General features: G+C 55.3%; 14 protein-coding genes and 1 tRNA gene. All 15 read left to right on the top strand.

Features of this window, described 5'->3' with window-relative positions:
* The 15 genes from tuf (FPY71_RS10980) (at position 1) to rpsJ (ending at position 18916) form a co-directional block, all read left to right on the top strand.
* Entirely contained in the window at positions 1-1176 is a 1176-nt protein-coding gene (gene tuf, locus FPY71_RS10980) for an elongation factor Tu (RefSeq protein ID WP_149300274.1), read from the top strand.
* Positions 1177-1385: 209 nt separating this feature from the next.
* Positions 1386-1461 (top strand) — tRNA-Trp (locus tag FPY71_RS10975).
* Between the two features lie 218 nt (positions 1462-1679).
* Positions 1680-1880 (top strand): preprotein translocase subunit SecE, encoded by a 201-nt coding sequence (secE, locus tag FPY71_RS10970; protein WP_149300284.1) that lies wholly within the window; start codon positions 1680-1682, stop codon positions 1878-1880.
* A 22-nt stretch (positions 1881-1902) separates the two neighbouring features.
* A complete protein-coding gene (nusG, locus tag FPY71_RS10965) occupies positions 1903-2433 on the top strand; it encodes a transcription termination/antitermination protein NusG (protein WP_149300283.1) in 531 nt (176 codons plus the stop codon).
* A 144-nt stretch (positions 2434-2577) separates the two neighbouring features.
* A complete protein-coding gene (gene rplK / locus FPY71_RS10960; RefSeq protein ID WP_149300282.1) occupies positions 2578-3006 on the top strand; it encodes a 50S ribosomal protein L11 in 429 nt (142 codons plus the stop codon).
* Between the two features lie 4 nt (positions 3007-3010).
* The gene (gene rplA / locus FPY71_RS10955) at positions 3011-3712 is read left to right on the top strand and encodes a 50S ribosomal protein L1 (protein ID WP_149300281.1); all 702 of its coding nucleotides are present in this window, start codon (positions 3011-3013) and stop codon (positions 3710-3712) included.
* Positions 3713-4070: 358 nt separating this feature from the next.
* Entirely contained in the window at positions 4071-4589 is a 519-nt protein-coding gene (rplJ, locus tag FPY71_RS10950; protein WP_149300582.1) for a 50S ribosomal protein L10, read from the top strand.
* A gap of 51 nt (positions 4590-4640) precedes the next feature.
* Positions 4641-5015: a 50S ribosomal protein L7/L12 gene (rplL, locus tag FPY71_RS10945; RefSeq protein WP_149300280.1), complete on the top strand. Its 375-nt coding sequence runs from the start codon at positions 4641-4643 to the stop codon at positions 5013-5015.
* Between the two features lie 290 nt (positions 5016-5305).
* The gene (gene rpoB / locus FPY71_RS10940) at positions 5306-9454 is read left to right on the top strand and encodes a DNA-directed RNA polymerase subunit beta (RefSeq protein WP_149300279.1); all 4149 of its coding nucleotides are present in this window, start codon (positions 5306-5308) and stop codon (positions 9452-9454) included.
* Between the two features lie 139 nt (positions 9455-9593).
* Entirely contained in the window at positions 9594-13811 is a 4218-nt protein-coding gene (rpoC, locus tag FPY71_RS10935) for a DNA-directed RNA polymerase subunit beta' (RefSeq protein ID WP_149300278.1), read from the top strand.
* A 383-nt stretch (positions 13812-14194) separates the two neighbouring features.
* A complete protein-coding gene (gene rpsL / locus FPY71_RS10930) occupies positions 14195-14566 on the top strand; it encodes a 30S ribosomal protein S12 (RefSeq protein WP_149300277.1) in 372 nt (123 codons plus the stop codon).
* A 35-nt stretch (positions 14567-14601) separates the two neighbouring features.
* Positions 14602-15072 carry a 30S ribosomal protein S7 gene (gene rpsG / locus FPY71_RS10925; protein WP_149300276.1) on the top strand — a complete coding sequence of 157 codons (471 nt, stop codon included), beginning with the start codon at positions 14602-14604 and terminating at the stop codon, positions 15070-15072.
* A 30-nt stretch (positions 15073-15102) separates the two neighbouring features.
* The gene (gene fusA, locus FPY71_RS10920; RefSeq protein ID WP_149300275.1) at positions 15103-17193 is read left to right on the top strand and encodes an elongation factor G; all 2091 of its coding nucleotides are present in this window, start codon (positions 15103-15105) and stop codon (positions 17191-17193) included.
* Between the two features lie 66 nt (positions 17194-17259).
* A complete protein-coding gene (tuf, locus tag FPY71_RS10915) occupies positions 17260-18435 on the top strand; it encodes an elongation factor Tu (RefSeq protein ID WP_149300274.1) in 1176 nt (391 codons plus the stop codon).
* Between the two features lie 172 nt (positions 18436-18607).
* Positions 18608-18916, top strand: coding sequence for a 30S ribosomal protein S10 (rpsJ, locus tag FPY71_RS10910; RefSeq protein ID WP_007066362.1), 309 nt, complete (start codon positions 18608-18610; stop codon positions 18914-18916).
* The last annotated feature ends 12 nt before the right edge of the window (positions 18917-18928 follow it).

Raw genomic sequence — 18928 nt, 5'->3', positions numbered from 1 at the left:
ATGGCGAAGAGCAAATTCGAGCGGAACAAGCCGCACGTGAACATTGGTACGATTGGTCACGTTGACCATGGCAAGACGTCTTTGACGGCTGCGATTACGAAGTATTTTGGCGAGTTTCGTGCGTATGATCAGATCGACGCCGCGCCGGAAGAAAAGGCCCGCGGCATCACGATTTCGACGGCACACGTTGAGTATGAGACGGAAGCGCGTCACTATGCGCACGTTGATTGCCCAGGCCACGCGGACTATGTGAAGAACATGATCACGGGTGCAGCGCAGATGGATGGCGCGATCCTGGTATGTTCGGCTGCAGATGGCCCGATGCCCCAGACGCGTGAGCACATTCTGCTTGCCCGTCAGGTTGGCGTTCCAGCCATTGTGGTTTTCCTGAACAAGGTTGATCAGGTTGACGATCCAGAGCTTCTTGAGCTTGTGGAGCTTGAAGTTCGTGAACTTCTGTCGAGCTATGATTTTCCGGGCGACGACATTCCGATTGTCAAGGGTTCAGCGCTTGCAGCGCTTGAAGATTCCAACAAGACGATTGGTGAAGATGCGGTTCGCGAATTGATGGCAGCGGTTGATGCCTACATTCCGACCCCGGAGCGCCCGATTGACCAGCCATTCCTGATGCCCATCGAAGACGTGTTCTCGATTTCGGGCCGCGGTACGGTTGTCACGGGTCGTGTTGAGCGCGGGATTGTCAAGGTCGGTGAAGAAGTTGAGATCGTGGGTATCCGCGATTCCAAGAAGACGACGGTTACCGGCGTTGAAATGTTCCGCAAGCTTCTTGACCAGGGTCAGGCCGGCGACAACATCGGCGCGCTGGTTCGTGGTGTTGACCGTGAAGGCGTTGAGCGTGGTCAGGTTCTGTGCAAGCCCGGTTCGGTAAAGCCGCACACTCGCTTCATGGCCGAGGCCTACATTCTGACGAAGGAAGAGGGTGGCCGTCATACGCCATTCTTCACGAACTATCGTCCGCAGTTTTATTTCCGCACGACGGACGTTACCGGTGTTGTAACGCTTCCGGAAGGCACGGAAATGGTGATGCCGGGCGACAATGTAACGATGGACGTCAAGTTGATCGTTCCGATCGCGATGGAAGAAAAGCTTCGCTTTGCTATCCGCGAAGGCGGCCGCACAGTGGGCGCCGGTGTTGTTTCGTCAATCGTCGAATAACACCTGTTGAATTGAAGGTGGCACGGACCAACGACCGTTAAAACACCAATTTCTGTTGATGCGGCGTCATGCAGGTGGCGCCGCATTTTTATTTCCAAACAAATGCAGCAAACTGGCTTGTCCGGGGCGTTTTAGCACTTGCAATGGGGCAGATATGGCCTTATTGCGAACACGAAACCGGTTGATGCGCAGTGTCCGCTTCCCGGCGAAGGGGTATAGCTCAGTTGGTAGAGCGGCGGTCTCCAAAACCGCAGGTCGTGGGTTCGAGTCCCTCTGCCCCTGCCATTTCACTCATAGCAATCATCGTCGTTTTCCGCCTTGTCCCTCGCCTGTTTTGTGCAAAGCGTTTGCGCTTTACCGGGCATTGGTGTATCAAGCCCATTCACGAAATATCGCGCAGGCCTCTTGTGAATCAGTGGGGCTGCGGGTATTACACATCCAACGGACACGAGGTGCGTGGGGCTGGCAGTCAGCTTTTACGCGCCTAATGCCATGAGCGGTATATGGCCTCTAAAGCGAATCCTTTTACGTTCCTTCAGCAGGTGCGGAGCGAAGTTGCTAAAGTAACTTGGCCCACCCGGAAGGAGACGTTCATCTCCACAATCATGGTGTTGATCATGGTGGTGTTTGCAGCTGCGTTCTTTTTTCTAGCAGATCAGGCGCTTGGCTTTATCGTCGGCTACATTATGAGTGCCGGCCGCTGACCGCAGGAGATGACTGAATTTTATGACAGCTCGTTGGTATATTGTTCACGCTTATTCGAACTTCGAAAAGAAGGTCGCCGAATCCATTGAGGAGCAGGCCCGTCAGAAGGGTCTTACGGATAAGTTCGAGAAAATACTTGTTCCGACCGAAAAGGTTGTGGAGATTCGGCGTGGCCGGAAGGTTGATGCCGAGCGCAAGTTTTTCCCTGGATATGTTCTGGTCAAGGTTGATCTGACGGATCAGGTGTTTTCCCTGATCAAGAACACTCCGAAGGTCACTGGCTTCCTGGGTCCGGACAATCGCCCGGTGCCGATTTCAGAGGCGGAGGCGCTGCGCATTCTGTCTCAGGTTCAGGATGGGGTTGAGCGGCCAAAGGCCAGCATATCGTTTGATGTCGGTGAGCAGGTCAGAGTTTCGGATGGACCGTTTGCCTCGTTCAACGGTGTCGTTCAAGAGGTTGATCAGGAGCGGGCGCGGCTCAAGGTGGAAGTCTCCATCTTCGGGCGGGCAACTCCGGTTGATCTGGATTTTGGTCAGGTCGAAAAGGTCTGATCGGATTGGGGCTGCATTGCAGCCCGACTGCGCGGGAGGTTGTCCGGCTTTTGCCGGCTGGGTCCAACCGCACCGCGCAACTGCAAGAGGTCACGGTGTTGTGGCCTGAAGGCCGGAAACGGCATACTGAAAAGGCAGAGAAAAATGGCTAAGAAAATCGCAGGGCAGCTTAAGCTGCAGGTTTCTGCTGGGTCAGCAACCCCGTCGCCGCCTATCGGTCCGGCATTGGGTCAGCGCGGCATTAACATCATGGAATTCTGCAAGGCGTTCAACGCCCAGACGCAGGAAATGGAAAAGGGTTCGCCGGTACCGGTGGTCATCACCTATTACCAGGACAAGTCCTTCACCTTTATCATGAAGACCGCTCCGGTCAGCTTCTTCCTCAAGAAGGCAGCCGGAATCAAGTCTGGTTCGAAAGAGCCGGGCAAGGTTGGTGGCGGAAAGGTCACTCGTGAGCAGGTTCGTGAGATCGCTGAAAAGAAGTTCAAAGATCTGAACGCAAACGATATCGATGCAGCAATGTTGATGGTTGAGGGTTCTGCCCGCTCCATGGGTCTGGAAGTGGTGGGCTGAAACCATGGCAAAAGTTGGCAAACGTACTGTTAAGGCGCGCGAAGGTCTGGATCGGGACAAGCTGTATGGTCTTCCTGAGGCTGTAGGCATTCTGAAAGAGCGCGCGACTGCAAAATTCGACGAGACTGTCGAAGTTGCGATCAATCTTGGTGTTGACCCTCGCCATGCGGACCAGATGGTTCGTGGTGTTGTGAATCTGCCAAACGGCACGGGCCGCACTGTTCGTGTTGCCGTGTTTGCGCGTGGCGATAAGGCTGAAGAAGCCAAGGCTGCCGGTGCTGACATTGTCGGCGCGGAAGAGCTGGTTGAAAAGGTGCAGTCCGGCCAGATCGATTTCGATCGCGCCATTGCTACCCCGGATATGATGGGCCTGGTCGGTCGTCTGGGTAAGGTTCTTGGTCCTCGCGGCCTGATGCCGAACCCACGCGTTGGTACCGTTACGCCAGATGTTGCGGCTGCGGTTAAAGCCTCCAAGGGCGGCGCTGTAGAGTTCCGCGTCGAAAAGGCCGGTATTGTTCATGCTGGTGTTGGCAAGGTGTCATTCGGGGCCGACGCGCTTCTGGAAAATATCCGCGCCTTCGCTGATGCGGTTCAGAAGGCGAAGCCATCCGGCGCAAAGGGAACTTATGTTCAGCGCGTCGCAGTGTCTTCAACAATGGGCCCTGGTCTGAAGATCGAGCTTTCGACAGTTCAGCCACAGGCCTGATCGCCATCGGCTCTTAACATTTCGGGAAAGCGACACTATATGCGTCGCTTTCCTGCAAGAATCCCGGCTTAACCGCCGGGCTGCAAATGCTCTGCAAAGGGCTTTTGCTCCTGTCCGAGATTGTGGGCGAGGGCCGGTCAGCCGGTTTTCTTAATAGTAGCCCTCATGAGACGGGGAGAGTGCTGAATGTCCGGCTTGCCGGTATTTGGTTCGAACCTCTGAATGCCTTGTGCCGACGAGATGGGGCTTACAGCTCCGGTGACGCCAAGGGGACAGGTCCTCAATGCCATTTGGTGCAAGCCAGATGGTTAATGGCAACCGGGGCTATCCGAAAGGAAGCCCTAACTGGAGAGTGGCAGTGGACAGAGCGGAAAAACGCGAGTTCGTCACCGAGCTGAACGAAACTTTCAAAGTTTCGGGAGCTATCGTGGTGGCTCGTTACGCCGGTCTTACCGTCGCGCAGATGAACGATCTTCGTTCTAAAATGCGTGAACAAGGTGGCACCGTTAAGGTTGCGAAGAACCGCCTCGCCAAAATTGCTCTTCTAGGCACTGACGCCGAGTCTATCACTGGTCTTTTCCAGGGACAGACACTGATCGCTTATTCAAGCGATCCGATTGCGGCGCCAAAGGTGGCTAATGATTTCGCCAAGGGTAATGACAAGCTTGTCATTCTCGGCGGAGCCATGGGCACCACCCCTCTCGACGCGGAAGGCGTGAAGGCTCTTGCCTCGCTGCCATCGCTCGACGAACTGCGCGCCAAGTTGGTGGGCATGATCCAGACACCGGCGACACGGATCGCTGGCGTCGTGGCTGCACCTGCATCGCAGCTTGCACGGGTTTTCGGGGCATATGCCAAGAAGGACGAAGCGGCGTGAGGCTGGGTCCTCGCTGCATTCAAACTATTCGAACCATAGGGAATTAAGACAATGACAGATCTCGCAAAGATCGTTGAAGACCTCTCCAACCTGACAGTTCTGGAGGCCGCTGAGCTTTCGAAGCTGCTTGAAGAGAAGTGGGGCGTTTCAGCCGCTGCTCCTGTTGCAGTTGCTGCTGCTGGCGGTGGCGCTGCTGCTGCTGTTGAAGAAGAAAAGACCGAGTTTGACGTGATCCTGACGGACGCAGGCGCACAGAAAATCAACGTCATCAAGGAAGTTCGTGCCATCACCGGTCTTGGCCTCAAGGAAGCCAAGGATCTGGTTGACGGCGCTCCTAAGCCAGTCAAGGAAGCTGTTTCCAAGGACGAAGCTGCCAAGATCAAGGACGTTCTTGAGAAGGCCGGCGCAAAGGTCGACGTTAAGTAATTGCGCCTCAGGCGCAAAGACGCATGAAATTGGCGGGCGGGACGGCATTTTGCCGTTCCGCTTTCCGTGCTCGAAACGACCGGCCATGCCGGGGTGGGTGGTTTCAGCAGACTGGCCGCGACTTTCAGAGATGTTTGCCGAACCTCGCAAAGATTTCTGGAAGACGCGGATGGGCCGATGGTCCGCATAGGTCGAAGCTGTGATCGGTTAAGACGCAGCGTACCTCCTGCAAGGGAGGTTTTGGAATTGAAGCCCTTCGGCGAGGGCACTGTCGAGAGCAAGGAGCGACGATGTCTCAGACGACGACGTTTAGCGGTCGCAGGCGCGTACGCAAATTCTTCGGGCATATCCCCGAGGTTGCCGAAATGCCGAACCTGATCGAGGTCCAGAAGGCCTCTTACGATCAGTTTCTTATGGTGGAAGAGCCGGAAGGCGGTCGCCCGGATGAGGGGCTTCAGGCCGTATTCAAATCGGTGTTCCCGATTTCGGACTTTTCCGGTCATTCCATGCTCGAATTCGTCAAGTACGAGTTTGAAGCGCCGAAGTTTGACGTGGAAGAGTGCCGCCAGCGCGACATGACGTTCGCCGCGCCCCTCAAGGTTACATTGCGCCTCATCGTGTTTGATGTCGACGAAGACACCGGCTCGAAGTCCATCAAGGACATCAAGGAGCAGGACGTCTACATGGGCGATATGCCGCTGATGACGCTGAACGGAACGTTCATCGTCAACGGCACGGAGCGCGTTATTGTTTCGCAGATGCACCGTTCGCCGGGCGTGTTCTTCGATCATGACAAGGGCAAGAGCCACTCGTCAGGCAAGTTGCTGTTTGCCGCTCGCGTCATTCCGTATCGTGGTTCGTGGCTTGACATCGAATTCGATGCCAAGGACATCGTCTTTGCGCGTATCGATCGTCGCCGCAAAATTCCAGTCACCAGCTTGCTGATGGCGCTGGGAATGGATGGAGAGGAAATCCTTTCCACATTCTACAACATCGTCAAATTCGAGAAGGACCGTGGCGGCTGGCGTATCCCGTTCTCCGTTGAACGTGTTCGCGGTCAGAAGTCCTTGACGGATCTGATTGATGCCGATTCCGGCGAAGTGCTGGTTGAAGCCGGTAAGAAGGTGACTGCACGTCAGGCCCGTCAGATGAAGGAGAAGGGCGTAAAAGCGCTCCGGGCTTCTGAAGATGATCTGTATGGCAACTATCTGGCTGAAGACATCGTCAACTATCAGACGGGTGAGATTTATCTCGAAGCCGGAGATGAAATTGACGAGAAGACCCTCAAAGTGCTGGTTGATGCCGGCCATGAGGAAATTTCAGTTCTCGACATCGACCATGTGACCGTCGGCGCATACATCCGCAACACTCTGGCTTCGGACAAGAACGAAACGCGTCAGGATGCGCTGTTCGACATCTACCGGGTCATGCGTCCGGGTGAACCGCCAACCATCGAAACAGCGGAAGCAATGTTCCATTCGCTGTTCTTCGATTCAGAGCGTTACGATCTCTCGGCTGTTGGCCGCGTGAAGATGAACATGCGCCTTGATGTCAATGCCGAGGACACGGTTCGTGTCCTGCGCAAGGAAGACATTCTGGCTGTTGTTCGCACGCTGGTTGACCTGCGCGATGGCAAAGGCGAAATCGACGACATCGACAATCTGGGCAACCGTCGTGTTCGCTCGGTTGGCGAGTTGATGGAAAATCAGTACCGCGTCGGTCTGCTTCGTATGGAGCGGGCGATCAAGGAGCGTATGTCCTCGGTCGAAATCGACACGGTGATGCCGCAGGATCTGATCAATGCCAAGCCGGCGGCTGCCGCTGTTCGCGAGTTCTTCGGATCATCGCAGCTTTCGCAGTTTATGGATCAGACGAACCCGCTGTCGGAAATCACCCACAAGCGCCGTATCTCGGCTCTTGGACCGGGCGGTTTGACGCGTGAGCGTGCCGGCTTTGAAGTCCGCGACGTTCACCCGACGCACTACGGACGTATCTGCCCGATTGAAACGCCTGAAGGCCCGAATATCGGTCTGATCAACTCATTGGCGACGTTCGCCCGCGTTAACAAATACGGCTTCATTGAAAGCCCGTATCGTCGCGTGGTGGATGGCAAGGTCACGCTTGATGTTGTCTATCTTTCCGCCATGGAAGAAGCCAAGCACCACGTGGCTCAGGCGAACGCATTGCTGACGGATGAAAACACATTCGTTGACGATCTGGTGGTCTGCCGTCATGCCGGTGACAACGTTATCACTCCGCGTGAAAACATCGATCTGATGGACGTTTCGCCTAAGCAGATCGTGTCGGTTGCTGCTGCGTTGATTCCGTTCCTGGAAAACGATGACGCGAACCGCGCGCTGATGGGTTCGAACATGCAGCGTCAGGCTGTGCCACTGGTGCGCGCGGAAGCGCCATTTGTTGGCACCGGCATGGAGCCCGTGGTCGCGCGTGACTCCGGTGCGGCTATTGCTGCTCGCCGGACTGGCATTGTCGATCAGGTGGATGCGACCCGTATTGTTGTTCGCGCAACGGAAGACCTGGAAGCAGGTCGCTCGGGCGTGGACATTTATCGCCTGATGAAGTTCCAGCGTTCGAACCAGTCAACCTGCATCAACCAGCGCCCACTCGTAAAAATGGGCGACCGGGTGCAGAAGGGCGACATCATTGCAGATGGTCCGTCCACTGATCTGGGCGATCTGGCCTTGGGCCGTAACGTGCTCGTGGCGTTCATGCCATGGAATGGCTACAACTACGAAGATTCAATCCTGCTTTCCGAGCGGATCGTGGCTGATGACGTCTTTACCTCAATTCACATTGAAGAATTTGAGGTGATGGCTCGTGACACCAAGCTTGGACCGGAAGAAATCACGCGCGACATTCCAAACGTCTCGGAAGAAGCGCTGAAGAATCTGGACGAAGCGGGCATTGTCTATATCGGCGCTGAAGTGCAGCCGGGCGACATTCTGGTGGGTAAGATCACACCTAAGGGCGAGAGTCCGATGACACCGGAAGAAAAGCTCCTGCGGGCGATTTTCGGAGAGAAGGCGTCAGACGTTCGCGACACCTCGAACCGTATGCCGCCAGGCACCTACGGAACGGTCGTGGAAGTGCGGGTGTTCAATCGACATGGTGTCGAGAAGGACGAACGTGCCATGGCGATCGAGCGTGAGGAAATTGAGCGCCTCGCCAAGGATCGTGATGACGAGCAGGCAATTCTTGACCGCAACGTCTATGGTCGTCTGGTTGATATGCTGGATGGCAAGTCGGCTGTGGCTGGTCCCAAGGGCTTCAAGAAGGGCACAGTTCTGTCACCTGCGCTGATCCAGGAGTTCCCGCGGTCGCAATGGTGGATGTTCGCTGTTGAGGACGAGCGTCTGCAAGGCGAACTGGAAGACCTGCGCAGCGTCTATGACGACTCCAAGAAGACGCTGGAAGGCCGCTTCATGGACAAGGTCGAGAAGGTGCAGCGCGGTGACGAACTGCCACCAGGCGTCATGAAGCAGGTCAAGGTCTTTGTGGCTGTGAAGCGCAAGATCCAGCCGGGCGACAAGATGGCTGGCCGTCACGGCAACAAGGGTGTGGTTTCCCGCATCGTGCCGGTTGAAGACATGCCGTTCAACGAAGATGGCACGCATGTCGATATCGTGCTGAACCCGCTGGGCGTGCCGTCACGCATGAACGTCGGTCAGATTCTGGAAACGCATCTTGGCTGGGCCTGTGCTGGTATGGGCCGGCGGATCGGTGATCTGCTGGAAGCTTATCAGGAGAGTCTGGACGTTGATCCTCTGCGTCAGGAAATCGCCGGATTGTTGGGCGACAATGACCGCAATGAGCCAGTCAAGAACTACGATGACGAGTCAGTGTTGATGCTGGCACGTCAGATGAAGCGCGGCGTTTCCATTGCCACTCCGGTGTTCGATGGTGCGGTAGAGCACGACATCGTCGAAATGCTGGAAAAGGCGGGTCTGGATGGTTCCGGACAGGTTACGCTTTACGATGGTCGTACGGGTGATCCGTTCGATCGGCAGGTGACTGTGGGCTACATCTACATGCTCAAGCTTCACCATCTGGTCGATGACAAGATCCACGCACGGTCCATTGGCCCGTATTCGCTGGTCACGCAGCAGCCGCTGGGTGGCAAGGCGCAGTTCGGTGGGCAGCGCTTCGGTGAAATGGAAGTCTGGGCGCTCGAAGCTTACGGCGCGGCCTATACCTTGCAGGAAATGCTGACCGTCAAGTCGGATGACGTGGCTGGCCGTACCAAGGTCTATGAGTCGATTGTTCGTGGCGATGACGCGTTCGAATCCGGCATTCCTGAGAGCTTCAACGTTCTGGTCAAGGAAATGCGTTCGCTGGGTCTGGATGTTGATCTGTCGAACACCGGCAAGGATCAGGCCTCTGCCAGGCGGGACGAACAACTGCCCGATGCAGCTGAGTAGAACTTGAGCACCGGCTGTTGAGCCGGTGCTTCGGCTGGCATTTCCGCAAGGCAATGCCAGCCAGTGATTTTCGGGATTTTGGTTTTACGCCAGTTTTATCGGCGTTGCGGGGTGCGAAACCCCAGAAGGAGAAGGCACCATGAATCAAGAGGTCATGAATCTCTTCAATCCTCAGGTGCAGGCCCAGTCATTTGATTCCATTCGGATCTCGCTAGCGAGCCCGGAGAAAATCCTGTCGTGGTCATTCGGTGAGATCAAGAAGCCGGAAACGATCAACTACCGGACTTTCAAGCCCGAGCGCGATGGCCTGTTCTGCGCGCGCATCTTCGGTCCGATCAAGGATTACGAATGCTTGTGCGGCAAGTACAAGCGCATGAAGTACAAAGGCATCATCTGCGAAAAGTGCGGCGTCGAGGTGACCTTGTCACGCGTTCGGCGTGAGCGGATGGGGCACATCGAACTTGCTGCGCCGGTTGCGCATATCTGGTTCCTGAAGTCACTGCCAAGCCGCATCGGCACGCTTCTGGACATGACGCTCAAGGATATTGAGCGGGTTCTGTATTTCGAAAACTACATCGTCACCGAGCCCGGCCTGACGGCGTTGAAGGAGCATCAGCTCCTCACGGAAGAAGAGTATATCATCGCGACCGAAGAGTATGGTGAGGATTCCTTCACTGCACTCATTGGTGCGGAAGCCATTCAAGAGCTTCTGGCTTCCATGGATCTGGAAAAGATCGCCGGTGATCTGCGTTCGGAACTGGCAACAACGACGTCCGATCTGAAGACCAAGAAGCTGATGAAGCGTCTGAAGATCGTTGAGAATTTTCTGGAGTCGGGCAACCGGCCTGAATGGATGATCCTCAGCGTCGTACCGGTTATTCCGCCAGACCTGCGCCCTCTGGTGCCGCTGGATGGTGGTCGCTTTGCCACGTCGGATCTGAACGATCTCTATCGCCGTGTGATCAACCGTAACAACCGTCTGAAGCGGCTGATTGAGCTGCGTGCGCCGGGTATCATTATCCGCAATGAAAAGCGCATGCTTCAGGAAGCTGTTGATGCGTTGTTCGACAATGGTCGTCGCGGCCGTGTCATCACGGGCGCCAACAAGCGTCCGTTGAAGTCATTGTCCGACATGCTGAAAGGAAAGCAGGGGCGGTTCCGTCAGAACCTTCTCGGCAAGCGCGTGGACTATTCCGGACGTTCCGTTATCGTGACAGGTCCGGAATTGAAGCTTCATCAGTGCGGTCTTCCCAAGAAGATGGCTCTGGAGCTGTTCAAGCCGTTCATCTATGCGCGTCTTGACGCCAAGGGCTATTCATCAACGGTCAAGCAGGCGAAGAAGCTGGTTGAAAAAGAACGTCCCGAAGTCTGGGATATTCTTGACGAGGTCATTCGTGAGCACCCGGTTCTCCTGAACCGCGCCCCGACATTGCACCGTCTGGGTATTCAGGCGTTTGAGCCGATCCTTATCGAAGGCAAGGCTATTCAGCTGCATCCGCTCGTTTGTACAGCGTTTAACGCTGACTTCGACGGCGACCAGATGGCGGTACACGTTCCTCTGTCGATCGAAGCGCAGCTTGAAGCACGCGTTCTGATGATGTCCACGAACAACATTCTGCATCCAGCCAATGGTCAGCCGATCATTGTGCCGTCGCAGGACATGGTTCTGGGGCTCTATTATCTATCGATCATCAATGAGAACGAAGTCGGCCAGGGCATGGCGTTTTCGGACATTGGCGAGATGGAGCATGCCTTGCACGCCAAGGCTATCACGCTCCACACCAAAATTCGTGGCCGCTACAAGTCGGTCAATGATGCTGGTGAGCTGGTTTCGAAGGTCTATGAAACCACGCCTGGCCGTATGCTCATCGCGCAGTTGCTGCCCAAGCATCCGAAGATCTCGTTCGATATCGCCAATGATCTGATGACGAAAAAGAATATTTCTCGTCTGATCGATCAGGTCTATCGCCATTGCGGTCAGAAAGAGACGGTCATCTTCTGTGACCGCATCATGCAGCTTGGTTTCAAGCATGCGTGCATGGCGGGCATTTCCTTCGGTAAGGATGACATGGTCATTCCGGATACCAAGGAGCGGATGATTGCCGAAACGCAGGCTTTGGCCAAGGAATATGAGCAGCAGTACAATGACGGTCTGATCACTCAGGGCGAGAAGTACAACAAGGTGGTTGATGCCTGGGCAAAGTGCACAGACAAAATCGCTGACGAAATGATGTTGCGCATTAAAGCCGTGGAATTTGATGACAATGGCCGCCAGCGGCCAATGAACTCGATTTACATGATGTCGCACTCTGGTGCTCGTGGTTCGCCCACTCAGATGCGTCAGCTTGCAGCAATGCGCGGCCTGATGACAAAGCCTTCGGGCGAAATCATCGAAACGCCGATCATTTCGAACTTCAAGGAAGGTCTGACCGTTCTTGAGTACTTCAACTCGACACACGGTGCTCGTAAGGGTCTTGCTGATACGGCGTTGAAAACCGCGAACTCCGGCTACTTGACACGTCGTCTCGTGGACGTGGCGCAGGACTGCATTATCACGCAGGCCGATTGCGGAACGACGAGTGGCCTGACAATGCAGCCGATCGTCGATGCCGGTCAGGTTGTGGCCAGCCTGGGTCAGCGTATTCTGGGTCGTACGATACTTGAGCCTGTTCTTCATCCAGTGTCTGGCGAGGTCCTTGCGGATGCCGGTCATACGGTTGAAGAAAAGGACGTCGAGATCATCGAAAAGGCTGGGGTTCAGTCTGTGAAGATCCGTTCCGCACTCACTTGTGAAGTGCGCACCGGTATCTGCGCAGTCTGCTACGGGCGCGATCTGGCACGGGGAACACCGGTCAACATGGGTGAAGCTGTCGGTGTTATTGCCGCACAGTCCATTGGTGAGCCGGGTACCCAGCTAACCATGCGTACCTTCCACATGGGTGGTACGGCACAGGTGGTTGACCAGTCGTTCCTCGAAGCTTCGTATGAAGGCACGGTCAAGATCCGCAACCGCAACGTTGTTCGGGATTCGGACGGGCGTCTGGTAGCCATGGGCCGCAATATGGCGATCCTGATCATGGATCAGGGCGGCAAGGAGCGCGCATCGCACCGGGTAACCTACGGTTCGCGTGTGTTCGTGGATGATGGTGATCAGGTTCGCCGTGGTCAGCGTATTGCCGAGTGGGATCCGTACACCAGACCAGTTCTGACGGAGCTTGAAGGTATCGTTGAGTTCGAAGATCTGGTGGACGGCTTGTCCGTTGCTGAACAGGCGGATGAGTCGACCGGTATCACCAAGCGTCAGGTTATTGACTGGCGGGCAAATCCACGTGGTTCAGACCTGAAGCCGGCACTTGTCATCAAGGGTGCGGACGGACAGGTTCTCAAACTGGCTCGTGGTTCGGATGCTCGCTACTTCCTGTCGGTGGATGCCATTCTGTCTGTCGAGCCCGGTTCGCGTGTCAAGGCAGGTGACGTTCTTTCGCGTATTCCAATGGAAAGCGCGAAAACCAAGGACATCACCGGTGGTCTTCCACGCGTTGCCGAACTGTTCGAGGCACGTCGTCCGAAGGACAATGCGGTTATCGCCGAGATCGACGGAACGGTGCGCTTTGGTCGCGACTACAAGAACAAGCGTCGTATCGTCATCGAGCCGCATGAAGACGGTGTTGAACCAGTCGAGTATCTGATCCCGAAAGGTAAGCCATTCCACCTTCAGGAAGGCGATATCATTGAAAAGGGCGACTACATCCTCGACGGCAATCCTGCACCACACGACATTCTCGCCATTCGGGGTGTTGAGGCGCTGGCGTCCTATCTCGTGAATGAGATTCAGGAAGTCTACCGTCTGCAGGGCGTGTTGATCAACGACAAGCACATTGAAGTCATCGTTCGGCAGATGCTTCAGAAGGTCGAGATTCTGGAGTCGGGCGACAGTGGCTACATTCCGGGCGACAATGTTGACCGGATTGAGCTGGCTGAGCTGAACGAGCGTCTGGAGGAAGAGGGCAAGAAGCCAGCTTCCGGCGTGCCGGTACTTCTCGGCATCACCAAGGCCTCACTGCAAACGCCATCGTTCATTTCGGCGGCATCGTTCCAGGAAACCACACGCGTTCTCACAGAGGCCGCTGTTGCTGGTAAAATGGACACGCTGCAGGGTCTGAAGGAAAACGTGATTGTCGGACGTCTGATTCCTGCCGGCACCGGCGGAATGATGACACAGGTGCGTCGCATTGCGACCTCGCGTGATGATCTCATCATTGATGATCGTCGCAAAACCTCGCAAAGCGGTCGTCCGGACAACCTGTTGTCGGACCGGTCAAAAGGCGGCGATGAAATGGCAAAGTCCGCCCTGTAGGCCTTGCTGTTCAAAGAGAGTTAACCAGAGGCCGCCTCGGAAACGTGGTGGCCTTTGGTGTAAATTGACGTCAAGCCAATGTCGTTAACACATGCTGATGCAAGGGCTTGACGATGACAGCAGGAATCGTTAAACAGCCCACAACAGAACCGATGTGAAGCCAAACGAGTCACGGACGCCGCGTCCAGGACTAACGCTTCAAACAAGGTTCAGTTCAACGAGATGCATATAGACTGGCGCATGATCAGCTTGCTGATCCTCTGCTTTTCCCGGGCAGTCCACATAAGGTGGGCGGAACGCCCGGTTTCGTGCATGAGCCAATTGGGGCCAGTCGTGCAATATCGCGTTTGGAACCGAGTTTAGAAAGAAGAGGGAAGGTTGGGATGCCTACCATTAACCAGCTGATCCGTAAGCCGCGGGTACGTCCGTCAGAGCGCAATACGGTTCCGGCTCTCCAGGCCAATCCGCAGAAGCGCGGTGTTTGCACTCGCGTTTACACAACCACGCCAAAGAAGCCTAACTCGGCTCTGCGTAAGGTTGCCAAGGTTCGTCTCGTCAATGGCTTTGAAGTCATTGGCTACATTCCCGGTGAGGGGCACAACCTTCAGGAGCACTCGGTCGTCATGATCCGTGGTGGCCGCGTGAAGGATCTTCCCGGTGTTCGTTATCACATCATTCGTGGCGTGCTCGATACTCAGGGCGTCAAGGATCGCAAGCAGCGTCGTTCCAAGTACGGCGCCAAGCGTCCTAAGTAAGCCCGAACGTTCTATCAAGATCGAGAGACCTTTAGATGTCCCGTCGTCATTCTGCTGAAAAGCGTGAGATCAATCCGGATCCAAAATTCGGTGACCTGGTTGTCACGAAGTTCATGAATGCCATCATGTATGATGGCAAGAAGTCCGTTGCTGAACGTATCGTCTATGGCGCGTTCGATGTTGTGCATGAAAAGAGCCGTCAGGAATCTCTGACCATTTTTCATCAGGCATTGGACAACGTTGCCCCGCACGTTGAAGTTCGGTCACGGCGTGTAGGTGGTGCAACCTATCAGGTTCCGGTTGATGTTCGTCCGGAGCGTCGTCAGGCTCTTGCAATTCGCTGGCTGATCACAGCCGCGCGCAATCGCAATGAGACAACGATGGTTGACCGCTTGTCGGGTGAAATTCTCGACGCTGCGAACAATCGGGGTACGGCAGTCAAGAAGCGTGAAGATACGCACCGCATGGCGGAAGCGAACCGCGCGTTCTCGCACTACCGCTGGTAACCCTGAAAAGAATATTGAAAGGCGACCCTTATGGCCCGCGAGTATCTGATTGAGGATTACCGTAACTTCGGCATCATGGCTCACATTGATGCTGGCAAGACGACGACCACTGAACGCATTCTGTTCTACACGGGCAAGTCGCACAAGATCGGCGAAGTGCATGACGGCGCTGCGACGATGGACTGGATGGAGCAGGAGCAGGAGCGTGGCATCACGATCACTTCTGCTGCGACCACAACTTTCTGGGAAGGCCGTGATGGCAAGAAGCGTCGCTTCAACATCATTGACACTCCTGGTCACGTGGATTTCACCATTGAAGTAGAGCGTTCACTTCGCGTTCTGGACGGTGCCATTGCTCTGCTGGACGCCAATGCCGGCGTTGAGCCGCAGACGGAAACCGTTTGGCGTCAGGCTGACAAGTATCATGTCCCGCGCATGATCTTCGTCAACAAGATGGACAAGATCGGTGCAGATTTCTTCCGCTGCGTCGAAATGGTCAAGTCGCGTCTTGGCGCTCGTCCTATCGTTGTTCAGCTGCCAATCGGCGCAGAGAGCGATTTCAAGGGCGTTGTCGATCTGATCGAGATGAAGGCCTTGATCTGGCGTGATGAGTCGCTGGGTGCGAAGTGGGATGTTGTTGAAATCCCTGCGGATCTTGCAGATCAGGCTGTTGAATATCGCGAAGCGATGATTGAAGCCGCTGTTGAGGTTGATGAGGCCGCAACGGAAGCTTACCTCGAAGGTAACATGCCTTCGAATGAAGAACTGCGTAAACTGATCCGCAAGGGAACTTGCGATGTCTGGTTTACACCGGTTCTCTGCGGTTCGTCGTTCAAGAACAAGGGCGTTCAGCCTCTGTTGGATGCGGTTGTAGACTTCCTGCCTTCGCCGGTTGAAGTTCCTGCGATCAAGGGTATCGATCCCAAGACCGATCAGGAAACGGTTCGTCTGTCTTCGGACGAAGAGCCGCTTTCAATGCTCGCGTTCAAGATCATGAACGATCCTTTCGTCGGTTCGCTGACATTCTGCCGCATTTATTCCGGCAAAATGACCAAGGGCGTGTCCCTTCAGAACACCGTCAAGGACAAGAAAGAGCGCATCGGTCGGATGCTGCAGATGCACTCGAATTCCCGTGAGGATATCGAGGAAGCATTTGCTGGCGACATCGTTGCTCTGGCTGGCCTGAAAGAAGTGACCACGGGCGATACGCTTTGTGATCCTCTGAAGCCTGTTATTCTTGAGCGTATGGAATTCCCTGAGCCGGTTATCGAAATTGCTATCGAGCCGAAGACCAAGGGTGACCAGGAAAAGATGGGTCTGGCTTTGAACCGTCTTGCGGCGGAAGATCCTTCTTTCCGCGTCAAGACAGACGAAGAGTCAGGTCAGACGATCATTGCTGGCATGGGTGAGCTTCACCTGGACATTCTCGTCGACCGCATGCGTCGCGAGTTCAAGGTTGAGGCGAATATCGGTGCTCCGCAGGTTGCTTATCGTGAGACGATCAGCCGTGCTACGGAAATTGATTACACTCACAAGAAGCAGACCGGTGGTACAGGTCAGTTTGCTCGTGTGAAGATGACGTTCGCTCCCGCTGAAATTGGCGAAGGTTTTGCCTTCGAGTCCAAGATTGTCGGCGGCGCTGTACCGAAGGAATATATTCCAGGCGTACAGAAGGGTGTTCAGTCTGTCATGACCTCTGGTCCGCTGGCTGGCTTCCCGATGGTCGACATCAAGGCTGAGCTGATCGACGGCGCCTACCACGATGTTGACTCTTCTGTTCTGGCTTTTGAAATCGCTGCTCGCGCAGGTTTCCGTGAAGCCATCCAGAAGGCTGGTCCTAAGCTGCTTGAGCCGATCATGAAGGTTGAAGTGGTTACGCCTGAAGATTACGTCGGTGACGTTATCGGCGATTTGAACTCCCGCCGGGGTCAGATTCAGGGCACTGAGGCACGCGGTATCGCGACTTCGGTCAATGCAATGGTTCCATTGGCCAACATGTTCGGCTATGTGAACTCGTTGCGGTCGATGTCGCAGGGTCGCGCGCAGTACACGATGCAGTTTGACCACTATGAGCAGGTGCCAAACCAGGTCGCCGAAGAGATTCAGAAGAAGTACGCCTGACCTTTTCGTCAGCTGTAGTTTTTCAGGCCCACCCAGGGGCTAAACGAGATTGAATGGAGAGCCAAAATGGCGAAGAGCAAATTCGAGCGGAACAAGCCGCACGTGAACATTGGTACGATTGGTCACGTTGACCATGGCAAGACGTCTTTGACGGCTGCGATTACGAAGTATTTTGGCGAGTTTCGTGCGTATGATCAGATCGACGCCGCGCCGGAAGAAAAGGCCCGCGGCATCACGATTTCGACGGCACACGTTGAGTATGAGACGGAAGCGCGTCACTATGCGCACGTTGATTGCCCAGGCCACGCGGACTATGTGAAGAACATGATCACGGGTGCAGCGCAGATGGATGGCGCGATCCTGGTATGTTCGGCTGCAGATGGCCCGATGCCCCAGACGCGTGAGCACATTCTGCTTGCCCGTCAGGTTGGTGTTCCAGCGATTGTGGTTTTCCTGAACAAGGTTGATCAGGTTGACGATCCAGAGCTTCTTGAGCTTGTAGAGCTTGAAGTTCGTGAACTTCTGTCGAGCTATGATTTTCCTGGCGACGACATTCCGATTGTCAAGGGTTCAGCACTCGCAGCGCTTGAAGATTCCAACAAGACGATTGGTGAAGATGCGGTTCGCGAATTGATGGCAGCGGTTGATGCCTACATTCCGACCCCGGAGCGCCCGATTGACCAGCCATTCCTGATGCCCATCGAAGACGTGTTCTCGATTTCGGGCCGCGGCACGGTTGTCACGGGTCGTGTTGAGCGCGGGATTGTCAAGGTCGGTGAAGAAGTTGAGATCGTGGGTATCCGCGATTCCAAGAAGACGACGGTTACCGGCGTTGAAATGTTCCGCAAGCTTCTTGACCAGGGTCAGGCAGGCGACAACATCGGGGCGCTGGTTCGTGGTGTTGACCGTGAAGGCGTTGAGCGTGGTCAGGTTCTGTGCAAGCCAGGTTCGGTGAAGCCGCACACTCGCTTCATGGCCGAGGCCTACATTCTGACGAAGGAAGAGGGTGGCCGTCATACGCCATTCTTCACGAACTATCGTCCGCAGTTTTATTTCCGCACGACGGACGTTACCGGTGTTGTAACGCTTCCTGAAGGCACGGAAATGGTGATGCCGGGCGACAACGTAACGATGGACGTCAAGTTGATCGTTCCGATCGCGATGGAAGAAAAGCTTCGCTTTGCTATCCGCGAAGGCGGCCGCACAGTGGGCGCCGGTGTTGTTTCGTCAATCGTCGAATAACACCTGTTGAATTGAAGGTGGCACGGTTGAATTTAGCCGTGTCACCTTATGATCGTGCCCCACGTGGGGCGACAGGAGCGCAGAGAATGCGTTTCTTTCAAATTGGCTGAAGACTGATAGCGCTCGGAAAGCGCCGGCACTCCGGCAAGACTCCGACGAGAGGACGAATGCAATGAACGGCCAGAATATCCGCATCCGCCTGAAGGCGTTCGACCATCGGGTCCTGGACGCATCGACACGCGAGATCGTATCAACGGCAAAGCGTACTGGCGCGAATGTGCGCGGGCCTATCCCGCTGCCAACGCGTATCGAGAAATTCACGGTGAACCGCTCTCCGCACATCGACAAGAAGTCGCGTGAGCAGTTCGAAATGCGGACGCATAAGCGTCTTCTCGACATTGTCGATCCGACCCCACAGACGGTCGACGCCCTCATGAAGCTCGACCTCGCCGCTGGCGTTGATGTCGAGATCAAGCTCTGATCCGAGCACGGG

Origin of the sequence: Aureimonas fodinaquatilis, from assembly GCF_008369445.1 — a bacterium.
Taxonomy (GTDB): Bacteria; Pseudomonadota; Alphaproteobacteria; order Rhizobiales; family Rhizobiaceae; genus Aureimonas; species Aureimonas fodinaquatilis.
Note: the sequence above shows the minus strand (reverse complement) of the source record. Positions and strands in the feature narration are given on the sequence as shown.